Source organism: Verrucosispora sp. TAA-831 (assembly GCF_050780145.1).
Taxonomy (GTDB): Bacteria; Actinomycetota; Actinomycetes; order Mycobacteriales; family Micromonosporaceae; genus Micromonospora.
Map to the genome: position 1 here is coordinate 5,041,168 of NZ_CP192240.1, position 13,135 is coordinate 5,054,302.

The 13,135-nt window shown below is 75.1% G+C and carries 10 protein-coding genes and 1 pseudogene; 3 read left to right on the forward strand and 8 right to left on the reverse strand.

The window, feature by feature from the left end:
- The 8 genes and pseudogenes from ACQVFL_RS22285 to ACQVFL_RS22320 form a co-directional block, all read right to left on the reverse strand.
- A complete protein-coding gene (locus ACQVFL_RS22285) occupies positions 1-399 on the reverse strand; it encodes a DUF3040 domain-containing protein (protein ID WP_131056765.1) in 399 nt (132 codons plus the stop codon).
- Between the two features lie 115 nt (positions 400-514).
- Positions 515-1,774, reverse strand: coding sequence for a DNA polymerase IV (locus tag ACQVFL_RS22290; protein ID WP_431727524.1), 1,260 nt, complete (start codon positions 1,772-1,774; stop codon positions 515-517).
- Positions 1,775-1,813: 39 nt separating this feature from the next.
- A complete protein-coding gene (locus ACQVFL_RS22295) occupies positions 1,814-3,040 on the reverse strand; it encodes an alkaline phosphatase family protein (protein ID WP_396693070.1) in 1,227 nt (408 codons plus the stop codon).
- Entirely contained in the window at positions 3,037-3,816 is a 780-nt protein-coding gene (locus ACQVFL_RS22300; protein ID WP_350696340.1) for a methyltransferase domain-containing protein, read from the reverse strand. Before ACQVFL_RS22300 ends, ACQVFL_RS22295 begins: the two co-directional genes overlap by 4 nt.
- 32 nt (positions 3,817-3,848) lie before the next feature.
- On the reverse strand, positions 3,849-7,223 hold the full coding sequence (locus ACQVFL_RS22305; protein ID WP_431727525.1) for an error-prone DNA polymerase: 3,375 nt from the start codon (positions 7,221-7,223) through the stop codon (positions 3,849-3,851).
- 402 nt (positions 7,224-7,625) lie between these two features.
- Positions 7,626-9,329, reverse strand: a pseudogene (locus tag ACQVFL_RS22310) (DNA polymerase Y family protein); the annotation flags it as partial.
- A gap of 127 nt (positions 9,330-9,456) precedes the next feature.
- Positions 9,457-10,197 carry a hypothetical protein gene (locus tag ACQVFL_RS22315; RefSeq protein WP_396693075.1) on the reverse strand — a complete coding sequence of 247 codons (741 nt, stop codon included), beginning with the start codon at positions 10,195-10,197 and terminating at the stop codon, positions 9,457-9,459.
- A 161-nt stretch (positions 10,198-10,358) separates the two neighbouring features.
- Positions 10,359-10,808, reverse strand: a complete 450-nt coding sequence (locus ACQVFL_RS22320; protein WP_396693077.1) for an SAV_6107 family HEPN domain-containing protein — start codon at positions 10,806-10,808, stop codon at positions 10,359-10,361.
- Positions 10,809-11,306: 498 nt separating this feature from the next.
- Between ACQVFL_RS22320 and ACQVFL_RS22325 the strand changes: the two genes are divergently transcribed.
- The 3 genes from ACQVFL_RS22325 to ACQVFL_RS22335 are packed head-to-tail and all read left to right on the forward strand — an operon-like array spanning position 11,307 to position 13,107.
- Positions 11,307-11,795 (forward strand): YbaK/EbsC family protein, encoded by a 489-nt coding sequence (locus ACQVFL_RS22325; protein WP_431727526.1) that lies wholly within the window; start codon positions 11,307-11,309, stop codon positions 11,793-11,795.
- Positions 11,792-12,535, forward strand: a complete 744-nt coding sequence (locus tag ACQVFL_RS22330; protein WP_396693081.1) for a monooxygenase — start codon at positions 11,792-11,794, stop codon at positions 12,533-12,535. The genes ACQVFL_RS22325 and ACQVFL_RS22330 overlap by 4 nt, the downstream gene beginning before the upstream one ends.
- Positions 12,532-13,107, forward strand: coding sequence for a GNAT family N-acetyltransferase (locus ACQVFL_RS22335; protein ID WP_396693083.1), 576 nt, complete (start codon positions 12,532-12,534; stop codon positions 13,105-13,107). Before ACQVFL_RS22330 ends, ACQVFL_RS22335 begins: the two co-directional genes overlap by 4 nt.
- Positions 13,108-13,135 lie beyond the last annotated feature (28 nt).

Here is a 13,135-nt window from a genome sequence, read left to right on the forward strand (position 1 = left end):
TCAGCGGTGCCCCTCCGGGCGCTGACGCCACCGGTCCTCCATCCGGTCGAGGAACCCCCCCGACCGGCGGCCGGACCGTCCCCGGGACCGGCGACGACTCGCCGTGCCTCCGACGACGTGCAGGTCCGGTGACTGCGCCCGACGGTGCGACTGCACCGCGAACGCGGCCGAGGCCAGCATGACAACGAATCCCGCCACTGCCAACGGCGGAGTCTTGATCACCGCGCCATAGACCAACAACGCCAGGCCAGCGACGATCACGCCGGCAGCGACGAGCAGGCGACGCCGCGCGTGGAAACGCGGGTCGCTGGCGCGCACGGCCGAGGCGAACTTGGGGTCCTCGGCAAGCGACCGCTCGATCTGCTCGAACAGCCGCTGCTCGTGCTCCGAGAGCGGCACGGCACTCCTCCCCGGTCACGTTGGTCGGTCCGGTCGGACCGACAGACCGTGGCAGCCAACCGGCTGCTTACCCGCAAGTCTACGAGGGCCCTCGCGCGTCGGAAAGCGGGACGACCTACGGCCGCGTCGGATTTTCATTTCGTCGGGGATCACGCCCCCCGAGAAGACTGGCCGGTCCTATGACGGACCGCCCGAATCGGGCAGCCGCGGCGTCCGCCGCGACCTCCGCCTCGCGCCAGCCCCGCTCGGGCGCACCGAGCGCGAGCTGCCGGGGTGTCTCGTCCGCCGGGGACAGACCCTCCGCCCGTACGCCGACGAGGCGAATCCGCTCACCCGGTGCCAGAGCGGTGTAGAGCGACCAGGCCGTGTCGAACATCTCCCGGGCCACGTCGGTGGGCACGTCGAGGGTGCGCGACCGACTCACGGTGCGGAAATCGGCCATCCGCACCTTGAGCGACACGGTGCGTCCCACCTGCCCGGCAGCGCGCAGCCGGCCGCCGACCTTCTCGGCGAGCCCCAGCAGCGTACGCCGGATCTCGGTCGGATCTCGGACATCGACGTCGAAGGTGACCTCCGCGCCGATCGACTTCTCCGCGTGCTCCGGGCTGACCCGACGCGGATCGCGTCCCCACGCCAACTCGTGCAGGTGCGCAGCCGCCGCCGCGCCGACCGCGGTCCGCAGCATTCCCGGCGGGGCCTGGGCCAGGTCGCCCACCGTCCGCAGCCCGAGCCGCAACAGGCTCTGCTCGGCCCGCTCCCCCACCCCCCACAGGGCGGCCACCGGCAACGGATGGAGGAAGTCGAGGACCTGCGCGGCCGGAACCACGAGCAGGCCGTCCGGCTTGGCCCGGGTCGACCCGAGCTTGGCCACGAACTTGCTCGACGCCACCCCCACCGAACAGGTCAGCTCCTGCTCGGCGGCGACCCGCTCGCGGATCCGGCGGGCGATCACGGCCGGCGGGCCGAACAGTCGCCGGGCCCCCGCGACGTCCAGGAACGCCTCGTCCAGGGAGAGCGGCTCGACCAGCGGCGTGACGTCCCGGAAGATCTGCATGACCGCCCGCGAGGCGGTCGAGTAGCGACTGAAGTCCGGTGGCAGGAACACCGCGTGCGGGCAGAGCGCCCGGGCCCGCATCGTCGGCATCGCGCTGCGGACGCCGTACCGCCGGGCCTCGTAGCTGGCCGAACTGACCACGCCGCGTGGGCCGACCCCGCCGACCACGACGGCCTTACCACGCAACTCCGGCCGGTGGCGCACCTCCACCGAGGCGAAGAAGGCGTCCATGTCGACGTGCAGGATCGGGCAGCCGGCGTCATCGGAGTCCGGCCCGAACCGGGGATCGCCGCCCCGGGGCAACGACTGACTGCGTCCCACCCTGGCAGGTTAACCCCGGGGTAGGACGCCGACGGCCGGTCAGCCCCGCAGCACCAGCAGCGGAATCGTCATCTCCGCCGCGGTGTCCGCGCCGTGGAAGGCCACCAGCCGGGACACCGTCGGGCTCTCCGACCGGCTGGCCAGCACGGCGTACGTGTCGTTGCAGACCACCACCACGTCGCCGACCCGCTCCAGGTGCGCCTCGGGCACCGGCCCGAACCAGCCGGCGGCCACCGCCTCGTCCCGCACCATCACCCGGGCGGCGTCGCCGAGCACGGCCGACCAGGCCGCCACCACGTCGGCGGTGGCACCCGGCGCGGTGTGCAGGTACCGCACCCGGGGCTCACCCGCGACCACCCGCACCCCGGCGGTCAGCCGAGGGTCGGTGTCCAGGTCGAACCGGTGCGCGGCGGGCACGTCGAGCTGCCCGTGGTCGGCGGTGACCAGCAACGCCCCGTCCGGCGGCAACCCGTCCACCAACCGGGCCAGCAGCCCGTCCACCTCGGTCACCGAGGTCCGCCAGGGCGCCGAGTCGACGCCGCTGAGGTGGCCGTCGCGGTCCACGTCCGGGTGGTAGCCGGAGACCAGGGTGGGGCCACGTCCGGCGGTCAACGCGGCCAGCATCGTGGTGGCCACCGCGTCCACCCCGGTCGCGCCCCGGTAGTCCCCGCCCCGGTTCGCGGCCAGGGTCAGGCCGCTGCCGCCGAACTCCGGCCGACTGACCACGGTCACCGCCACCCCGGCGGCCCGGGCCCGCTCCAACTGGGTGGCCACCGGCTGCCACCGCAGCGGCGACGGGTCGCCGGACCACTCGATGTGGTTGAGCACGCGCTCGCTGCCGGGCACCCGCAGCGTGAAGCCGAGCACCCCGTGCGCGCCGGGTGCCGCCCCGGTGCCCAGGGTGACCAGGCTGGTCGGGGTGGTGGAGGGGAAGCCGCAGGTGAGTGGCCGACCGGCCGCCGCGGTCAGTCCGGCCAGGGTCGGCGCGTACGGCGCGGCGGTCGGGATCTGGTACCACCCGAGCCCGTCGACCAGCAGCACCGCGATCCGGCGTACACCGGGCAGGTCGACACCGAGGCCGAGCAGGTCGACGGCGCCGGGCACACCGAGCACCGCGAGCGCGCTGGGCAGTACGTCGGCGAGGCTGCCGCCGCCGTACTCGGGCTTGACGGGTGTAAGGAAGGGCACCTTGCTAACGCCTGGTGCATAGGAAGGGTCCCCTCCTGACACCGGGGGTGCCACGGCCGACCCGTCCGGGCCGGTCATGCCGGACGGCGGGCGAACAGGTGCAACTGCGCCGCCAGGTCCCGCCAGGGCGGCCGGGCTGCCAGCGCCCGTTCCAGCTCCAGCAGGGCACCCGGCTGGCCGTCCGCCACGGCCGCCGGCAGCAGGTCGGCGAGCACGCGTACGCCGTGGATCTCCTCGACGGCGAGCCCGGCGGCGGCCAGCAGCGCGGTGGCGCCGTCGGCGTCGAACCGTCGACGCAGCGTGTCCCGGGGGCCGGCGCTGCCGTCGGGGTCGGCGGCGAGCGCCGTCGCCACGTCCAGGTGGCCGTTCATCGCCCGGCCGAGCACCGCCGCCGCCCGCCCGGCGACCAGCACGCTGGCCGCACCGCCCGGCCGCAGCGCCCCGGCCAGCGCGGCCACCACCGGTGCCGGGTCGTCGACGACCTCCAGGACGGCGTGGCAGAGCACCAGGTCCACGCTGGCCGGCTCGACCAGTCCGGCGAGGGCGTCGCCGTCGCCCTGGACCGCGCGTACCCGCTGCGCCACCCCGGCCTCGGCGGCCCGGCGGCTGAGTGCGGCCAGCGCGTCGGGGCTGGCGTCGACCACGGTGACCCGGTGCCCGGCCCGGGCCAGCGGCACGGCGAAGCCACCGGTGCCGCCGCCGACGTCGAGCACGGTCAGCTCGGCGGCGGGTCGGCGGTCCAATTCGGCGCGGAGCACCGACCAGACCACGGCGGTACGGGGGGTGAGCGGCGGCCCGGCCGGATTCGGGGTCTGTTCCACCCGGTCGAGCCTAGGGCCTGCCCGGCCGATCATGTGCGGCGAGGCACGCCGTCGGCGGCGGACCGTCAGCGGAAGTCGCGGGACGCGGGGGTGACCGGCGGCTCGATCGCGTCCAGCCGGTCGGCGACCAGGTTGACCACTCCCTCGTGCCGCTGCAACAGCCCGCGCACCACCAGCGCGGAGCTGGTCCGGGCCACCCGCCGGTGCCGCTGCCACAGCCCCGGTGAGCAGGTGACGTTGAGCATGCCGGTCTCGTCCTCCAGGTTGAGGAAGGTGACCCCACCTGCGGTCGCCGGCCGCTGCCGGTGGGTGACGATCCCGCCGACCCGGATCCGGCGGCCCGGCTCCACCCGCCCCAGCCGGTCGATCGGCACCGCGCCCAGGGCGTCCAGCCGGGGGCGGATGAACCGGGCCGGGTGGTGCTCCGGGGACAGTCCGGTGGCCCACACGTCGGCGACCAGCCGGTCCACCTCCTCCATGCCGGGCAGGGTGGGTGCCGTCGCGCCGGTCACCGTGCCGGGCAGGCGACCCGGCCGGTCCTGCGCCGCCGCGCCGGCCGCCCAGAGCGCCTGCCGCCGGGTCAGCCCGAAACAGGCGAAGGCGTCCGCGGTGGCCAGCGCCTCCAGGTGGGCCGCGGTCAGACCCACCCGCCGGGCCAGATCCGGCATGTCGCGGTACGGCCCGTTGGCCGTCCGCTCCGCCTCGATCCGCTCGGCCACCGGATCGCCGAGGGTACGCACGCTGGACAGCCCCAGCCGGACGGCCGGCCCGTCCACCCCCCAGGCGTGCGGCGGTTCACCGGGCCGGCTGCCCCAGCGGGTCTGCGGGGTGGACTCCAGCACCGGCTTCGCGCCGCTGGCGTTGACGTCCGGGCGGCGTACCTCCACGCCGTGTCGACGGGCGTCGTCGACCAGGGTCTGCGGCGAGTAGAAGCCCATCGGCTGGGCGCTGAGCAGCGCGGCCAGGAACGGGCCCGGGTGGTAGCGCTTGAGCCAGGAGCTGGCGTAGACCAGGTAGGCGAAGCTCATCGCGTGGCTCTCCGGGAAGCCGTAGCTGGCGAACGCGGTGAGCTTGCGGTAAACGTCGTCGGCCAGCTCGCCGGTGATGCCGCGCTCGGCCATGCCCCGGTAGAGCCGGTCGGCGATCTTCGCCATCCGCTCCACCGACCGTTTGGCGCCCATCGCCCGGCGCAACTCGTCGGCCCCGGCCGCGTCGAACCCGGCCAGGTCGATGGCGAGCTGCATCAACTGCTCCTGGAACAGCGGTACGCCGAGCGTCTTCTCCAACGCGTTACGCATCAACGGATGCGGGAAGGTCACCGGCTCCTGCCCGCTCTTGCGCCGGATGTACGGGTGCACCGAGCCGCCCTGGATCGGGCCGGGCCGGATCAACGCCACCTCGACCACCAGGTCGTAGAACGTCCGGGGGCGCAGCCGGGGCAGGGTGGCCATCTGGGCACGGCTCTCCACCTGGAACACCCCGACCGAGTCGGCCCGGCAGAGCATGTCGTAGACCTCCGGGTCCTCCAGCGACATGTCGCCGAGGTCCAGGCTCATCCCGATCATGTCGTACCCGTAGTGCAGGGCGGAGAGCATGCCCAGGCCGAGCAGGTCGAACTTGACCAGGCCGACGGCGGCGCAGTCGTCCTTGTCCCACTGGAGCACGCTGCGGCCGGGCATCCGCCCCCACTCCACCGGACAGACCTCGATCACCGGCCGGTCGCAGATCACCATGCCGCCGGAGTGGATGCCGAGGTGCCGGGGGAAGCCCGCCCACCTCCCCGAGCCACCAGTCAGTTCGTTGGCGTACGCGATCACCTGCTCGGGGATCTCCGGCACGTCCACCGTGGCCACGTCACCCCACCGGTCGATCTGCTTGCTCCACGCGTCCTGCTGGCCCGGCGAGAAGCCGAACGCCTTGGCCACGTCCCGCACCGCCGACCGGGGCCGGTAGGAGATCACGTTGGCCACCTGGGCGGTGTGCTCCCGCCCGTACCGGGTGTAGACGTGCTGGATGACCTCCTCCCGACGGTCGGACTCGATGTCCACGTCGATGTCGGGCGGACCGTCGCGTTCCGGGGCCAGGAAGCGCTCGAACAGCAGCCGGTGCCGGACCGCGTCCACGTTGGTGATCCGCAGCGCGTAGCAGACCGCCGAGTTCGCCGCCGAGCCCCGGCCCTGGCAGTAGATGTCCGCCCGTCGGCAGAAGTCGACGATGTCGTAGACCACCAGGAAGTAGCCGGGGAAGCCCAGCTCCTCGATCATGTTCAGCTCGTGGTCGAGCTGCGCGTACGCCTGCGGGTGCGCCTCACGCGGGCCGTAGCGTTCCCGCGCGCCGGCCCCGGTGAGGTGCCGCAGCCAGCTCATCTCGGTGTGCCCCGGCGGCACCGGGTACGCCGGCAGCCGGGGCGCGACGAGCTGGAGGTCGAAGGCGAGTTCCGCGCCGAACTCGGCGGCCCGGGCCACCGCCCCCGGGTACGCGGCGAACCGCGCCGCCATCTCGGCACCGCTGCGCAGGTGGGCGGTGCCCGCGGCGGGCAGCCAACCGTCGATCTCGTCCAGGCTGCGCCGGGCCCGTACGGCGGCGACGGTGGTGGCCAGCCGACGCCGGCCGGGGGTGGCGTAGTGCACGTTGTTCGTGGCGACCGTGGGCAGCCCGGCGGCGGCGGCCAGCTCGGCCAGCGCGTCGTTGCGGTCGCCGTCGACCGGGTGCCCGTGGTCGGTCAGCTCCACCGCCACCGTCTCCGCGCCGAACAGCGCGGTGAGCCGGTCCAGCTCCCGGGCCGCCGCGTCCACCCCCTCGGTGAGCAGGGCGGACGGCACGTGCCCCTTGCGGCAGCCGGTCAGCACCAGCACGTGGTCGCGCAGGTCGGCGGCCACCTCCTCCAGCTCACCGTAGACCGGACGGCCCTTCTCCCCGCCCCGCAACTGGGCCCGGGCGATGGTCGCGGCCAGCCGCGCGTACCCCTCGTGGCCGTGCGCCAGCACCAGCAGGTGGTTGCCGTGCGGGTCGGGTACGCCCTGCTGTGGACCGGGCAGGCCGAGGGACAGCTCCGCCCCGAAGATCGTCGGCAGGTCCAGCGCGCGGGCCGCCTCGGCGAAACGCACCACGCCGTAGAAGCCGTCGTGGTCGGTGACGGCGAGCGCGGTCAGCCCCAGCCGGACGGCCTCCTCGGCCAGTTCCTCCGGATGACTGGCCCCGTCGAGGAAGCTGAAGTTGGTGTGCGCGTGCAGCTCGGCGTACGGCACCGCACCGTCGGGGCGGGCCAGCTCGGGCGGACGGTACTGCTCCCGGCTCCGGCTCCAGGCCGGCGAGTCGCCGCCGTCGGCGTCGACCGCGAGCGGATCCACCACCCGCAGGTGCCGTTCGCCCTGCTCGGTACGCCCGGAGAGCACCCGCTCCAACTCCGACCAGGGCAGCCGAGGATTGTGGAAGCTCACCGCCCCACCCCGCCCGCCGAGGTCCTGGTGCGTTCCCGCACGGCCGGGGGCCCTCCCGGGGACCCGAACGCACCAAGATTCACTTCCACCTCAGTCATAGACCGCCTCCACGAGCCACCGGCCGGCTTCGACGGCGAGGAGCAGAGCGCTACCGTCGGCCAGGCGGACCTGGAAACGAGCCCGCCGACACGCCTCGGCCGGGGCCCACCACCGCTCGTCGACCGGCCACGGGCCGACCCAGCCGACGATCTCGACCGGCACACCACGCCGGGCGACGATCCCGTCCCACGCACCACCCCGGGCAGCACCCCCGCCGGTGTCCCCGGCCGACGCATCGACCTTGCCGGCAGTCGTCGTCGACACGTCGGTCCGGATGACCTGAGCCCCGGCCTGCACCACGATGATCAACTGGGCGGGCGGGGCGCTCATCGTCAATCGCGCGCTCACCACGACCGGCGCACCGGTGGCGTCCAGCACGCTCGCGGCGAGCGGGACGGGCAGCACCACCGCCGGTGAGGGCGGCGGCAGTCGCCCCGGCCAGGACGGTACGGCCGACCCCACACTCGCCCGGCCGCCGCCCCGACCCGACCTACCCTCGCCCCCGGTCCCCGACCTGACGGCACCGCCCCCGGACCCGCCAGAGGTCGCCCCGGACCCGACAACTCCGGCCTCGGAGCTGCCGGAGCCGATCCCACTCGTCCCGACGGCGGCCGGTCCTCCACCGGTGCCGGGGGCGACGGTGCCCATCCCGGTGAAGCGACGGGCGCGCGGGGTGCCACCGTCGACACCGACCGGGACAGGCGTCATGGCCTCGCCGGTTCCAGGCAGCCACCATGCGTCGCCGTGGCGAGCGTCGGGCTCGCCCGGCAGCGGCACGGCGCCGGGGCGGGCCGGCAACCGTTCGTCGCCCCAGGTCACCAGCCGGGTCTGGTCGGCCGGCGACCGGCCCCCACCGAGTACGGCGGTGACCACCGCCTCCGGGCCGAGCAGTCCCTGCACCCGGCTCAGGGCCCGGTGTGCCCGCTCGCGTTCCGCACCGGTCTCGCCCCACAGCCCCGGTTGCAGACCGGCCTGGGCCAGCACCCCGTCCGGCACCAGCCGCAGCCGGACGATCCCCGCGGTGGGCCGGGGCGGTCGGTCGCCACGCCGGCCACCACCGGAGAGCCAGCCGTCCAGTTGCCAGCGGACCCGGTCGGCGATGGCCGCCGCGCCGAGCAGGCCGTCGTGCCGCCAGACCCGGTGCAGTTCCTGGCCGTGCGCGGTCACCGCCTCGATGCCGAGCCGGGTGCAGGCCAGCCCGTACCCGGCGAGCCGCTCGTGCAGCCGCTCGGCCAGCGTCCGGGCCGCGAACGCCGCCACGTCGACGCGCTCGATCGGCTCGTCCAGATCGGCGGTGACCGTCAGGTCCACGGGTGGGCGTCGGACCGCCAGTGGCCGGTCGTCGCCACCGGTGGCCAACCGGTGGGCCAGCGCCCCGTCGAACCCGAACCGGGCCAACACGTCACCGGCGGCCAGCGCGGCGAAGTCGCCGAGCGTCCGCACCCCGAGCCGGCGCAGCAGGTCTGCCAGGGCGGGGCGACCGAGTGCCTCGACCGGCTGGACGGCCAGGAACTCCGGCGTCCCACCCGGCGACACGATCCGCCCCTCCCGCGCGGCCAGCCCGGCGGCGAACACCCCGTCGGCGATGCCGACCTGGCTCTCCACCGCGCAGCTCTGGGCGACGTGCTCGACGATCCGCTCGGCAGCCGCCTCCTCACCGCCGAAGTACCGGACCGGCCCCCGGGCGGCCAGCGCACAGGCCCCGGGGCGGACCACCTCGACCCCGACCGTCACCTCCTCGACCGCGGCCACCACCGGCTCGAACGCCCGGGCGTCCCGACCGGGATCGTGGTCGACGACGGTGAGCCCCGGACAACGCCCCTGCGCCTCGCGCCGACGCAGCCCCCGGCGGATCCCCTCGGCCCGGGCCTGCTCGGAGCAGGCGACCACCCGGTTGGCGTGCAGCACCGCGACCGGCCCGGTGGCGGACACCCCGTCGACGATCTCGGCGGCGAGCACCGGCCAGTCCGGACACCAGAGCAGCAACGTCCGAGCCGGCGTGCTCATGCCGACGCTCCGCGCCGCCATGAGTCACCACAGCGCTGACGACCCGCTCGCGCACGCTCGCTCAAGCTCGACGCTCCGCGCCGCCATGAAGCTCCACAGCCCGGATGATCCGCTCGCGCACGCGCGCTCATGTCGTGTGCTTCGCGCGGTGGGGGGAGGTCAACACGCGGAACCGGGCGGGGTGTGGCCGGGCGGTGGTGGCGCGGGGGATGACGCGGGTCGACTCGTCGCCGGGCAACCACACCGTGAGCTCCTTGGCGCGGGCGGCCGCACCCCGCCCGTGTGCCGAGATGGTCACCTCCCGGCGACGCAGCCTGCCCCGGCCCGCCCCGAGCCCTTCCCAGGCGCCCCGGACCACCTGGAGTGTCAGGTCAGCCCCGTCCCACCGGCCGTACGGCACGAGCACGCTGCCGCGTTGGCGGGCTCGGGCGGCCAACCGGGCGGCGACCGAGGTGGAGACGGTGGCGGGTACCGCGGTGACCACCACGTCGACCCCGTCGATGAGCGCGGCGACCACGGTGGGCCACTCGGGGCCGGGCTGCGGCACCAGGGCGAGCCGGTCCAGGGCGATCCCGGCCTCGGCCGCCGCACCGGCGCCGAAGGTCGGCATCCCGACCACGGCGCACCAGGATCCGGCCCGGGACGCCTCGGCGAGCAGGGCGAGCAGCAGCGAGGTGGTGCCGCTGTGCCGAGGCTGCCCGACGCCGACCGCGATGGTGCTCCCCCGTCGCAGCCCACGACCGGGCAGCAGCCCGGTCAACTCGGGCCGGACGGGGAGTATCCGGTGGCCACCCGCCGGGTCGGGTGCGCTGGCCGGACGCACCAGCCCGGCCAGCGCGGCGGAACCGACCACCATGCGGCCCGCCATCGGACCTACCCCCCGTCGTGTCGCCACCGGTTGCCCGCCGGTGGGTGGTGCTGGTGCTGCGTGTACGTGGAATCAGTGCGGTGCTGGATCGGCATGGACGTGCCGTGCCGGGCGGCGTCCGGCCACCCTGGGTCCCGCCGGTGGCGGCCGGACGCCACGACTCAGGCGACGAGACCGTCGATCGCCGGCTGATGTGCCAGGCCGAGCGCGGCCTCCACCACCGTCACGAACTCCTCGGCGGCGCGGAGCAGGTCGTCGGCCTCCCGGGCGGTGACCACCCGAGGTATGCCGGCCTCGGCGGCGGCGCGCTTGCCGGCACCGAGGGCGAAGTAGGCGGCCCACTCGTCGAGCTCGGGGGCGACGACGGCGAGCAGGACCCAGACGCTGGTGATCCGGTTGCGTCGGGTCGGTGCGGGACGGGCGCGGGCGGCGAGCACCGCGGCGGCGGCGCGCAGCGCCGCGAGGTGGGCGGCGGCGTACCGGAGGCCGTCGGGGCCGGTCCGGGCAGCCTCGGCGAGGCCCTGTCGGGCCACGGTGAGCAGTTGGGCGGGAGTGCGGTGCGGCAGCACGTGCGCGGGCACCGTCGGCGCCTGGGCCGGACTGGTCGGCATGGTCTCCTCCACGTGGACCGGAGCGGGGCGGTCGCGCGACGGGTGGAACCCGTCGACGCGGCATGCGCCCGCGGCGGGTGGTGCGGAGGAAGACGCACCGGATGGGTGGCCGGCCGGGTGCGGAGCTTCCCCACACCACACCCGGCCGGCGTTACCGGCGGGTCCGTCGGCCGCCGCCCGGGGGTCGTGGGCGGCGGCCGACGGCCTGCCTGACGGGTCCGGACTCGCGACTGCCCGGAGCCCAGGTGCGATCCGCGGCACCGCACCTGACGGGAGCCGATGCCGCGAAACACCCGCTCCCGAGGGGTTGGAACGAACGCTCGATGTGCGCCGGCGACACCAGCTATCGAACACTCGTTCTAACTACTGCTGACAGTACACCTTCCCCCCGACGAAAACGCAACGTGTGACGCGCCGGGCTGCCGGAGTGACCCGACGCCGGTCGGCAGGGGTGTGGCCGGGTGCGTCGGCCGTCGGCATACCGGGAAGAATGGCGGAATGCAGTCACACCCGAACGTCCAGGCGGTGCAGGACGCGCTCGACGGCCCGTACACCCGAGACGGCTCCGGCACGCGGGCCCTGGTCCGGCTGCTGCCCGACGCGGTGCACACCGCGGCAGCCGCCGCCGAGGCGCTCAGTGTCGACGTGGGCGCGATCGCCAACTCGCTCGTCTTCGACGCCGACGGTGAACCACTGCTGGTGCTCACCTCCGGCGCACACCGGGTGGACACCGACGTGCTGGCCACCCGGCTCGGGGTCACCCGGCTGCGCCGGGCCACCCCGCAGTTCGTCAAGGAGCACACCGGCCAGGTGATCGGCGGGGTCGCCCCGGTCGGCCACCCGCGCCCGCTGCGCACGCTCGTCGACACCGCGCTGGAGAAGTACGACGAGGTCTGGGCCGCCGGGGGCGTGCCGCAGGCGGTCTTCCCCACCACGTACGCCGAGTTGCTGCGGGTCACCCGTGGAACCCCCACCGACGTGGCGTGAGTAGCACCGAGACCGTCCCCGAACTGGTCACCCTGCACGTGTGGCGGATTCCCCGGGCCGCCCTGGGCCGGGCGCTGGGCCGGATGGCACTCGACCCGCGCCGGCTGCGCGCGCTGCCCGGCGTACGGTTCGGCAAGCTGCTCGGCACCGGGACCGGCACCGGCTTCGGGCCGGGCGACGCCGACCTCACCCGCTGGGCCGCGCTGACCGTGTGGGACTCCCCCGCCGCCGCGGCCCGGTTCGCCGGATCGCGGGTGGAGCGGGCCTGGTCCGGCATCGCCCGGTCCGGGGTACGGGTCGACCTGCGCCCGCTGACCAGCCGGGGCGAGTGGTCCGGTCGGCGACCGTTCGGCGAGCCCGCCGGTGGGCCGGTCCACGGGCCGGTGCTGGCGCTGACCCGGGCCCGACTGCGTCCGGCGCGAGCGCTCACCTTCTGGCGGGCGGTCCCACCGGTCGCCGCCGCCCTGCACACCGCGCCCGGTCTGCTGGCCCGGTTCGGCGTCGGCGAGGCGCCCCTGGGCTGGCAGGGCACGGTGAGCGTGTGGCGGGAACCGGCGGATCTGGTGGCGTTCGCGTACCGTCACCCGGAGCACCGGGCCGCGATCACCCGCACCCCGACCGAGCGGTGGTACGCGGAGGAACTCTTCGCGCGATTCGAGGTACGTGACGTGGTCGGTGACCGGACGGTACTGGGGTGGGTCGGCGACGCGGACGACCCGGCGAAGGGTGAGCGGGCATGAGGTTGGTGCGGTGGACGCCGGACGATCTCCTCCGGCGGCTGGACGACGTGGTCGCCGTCTACGGCGAGGCGATGGGATACCGCGCCGACCTGCTGGAGGCCCGCCGTGGCTACATCGCCACCCACGTACGTCGGCCCGGTTTCCGCGCCGTGGCCAGCCTGACCAGCGAGGGGCACCTGGCCGGCTTCGGTTACGGCTACGTCGGCGGGCCCGGCCAGTGGTGGCACGACCAGGTCTGGCGGGCGCTGGACCAGGGCGACCGCAAGCGCTGGCTGACCGACTGCTTCGAGGTGGTCGAACTGCACGTCCGGCCACCGGCGCAGGGGCACGGCCTGGGCGCCGGTCAACTGCGGGCGCTGCTCACCATGGCCGAGGGCGCCACCACGCTGCTGTCCACCCCGGAGGCGGACGAGAGCACCTCGCGCGCCTGGCGGCTGTACCGTCGGTTCGGCTTCGTCGACGTGCTGCGCGACTTCCGGTTCCCGGGCGACGAGCGCCCGTTCGGCGTACTCGGTCGGGACCTGCCCCTGCCCGGCCCGACGCCGCCCCCGGACCGGCCCGGACAGCCGTGACGCCCTCCGCCCGTCGTGCCCGGGTCTA

Bases quoted from the DNA above. Each gene is read 5' to 3' on its own strand.
- ACQVFL_RS22315 (WP_396693075.1), bottom strand. From the start codon at position 10,197: ATGGCGGGCCGCATGGTGGTCGGTTCCGCCGCGCTGGCCGGGCTGGTG.
- ACQVFL_RS22325 (WP_431727526.1), top strand. From the start codon at position 11,307: ATGCAGTCACACCCGAACGTCCAGGCGGTGCAGGACGCGCTCGACGGC.
- ACQVFL_RS22295 (WP_396693070.1), bottom strand. From the start codon at position 3,040: ATGACCGGCCCGGACGGGTCGGCCGTGGCACCCCCGGTGTCAGGAGGG.
- ACQVFL_RS22320 (WP_396693077.1), bottom strand. From the start codon at position 10,808: ATGCCGACCAGTCCGGCCCAGGCGCCGACGGTGCCCGCGCACGTGCTG.
- ACQVFL_RS22300 (WP_350696340.1), bottom strand. From the start codon at position 3,816: ATGATCGGCCGGGCAGGCCCTAGGCTCGACCGGGTGGAACAGACCCCG.
- ACQVFL_RS22335 (WP_396693083.1), top strand. From the start codon at position 12,532: ATGAGGTTGGTGCGGTGGACGCCGGACGATCTCCTCCGGCGGCTGGAC.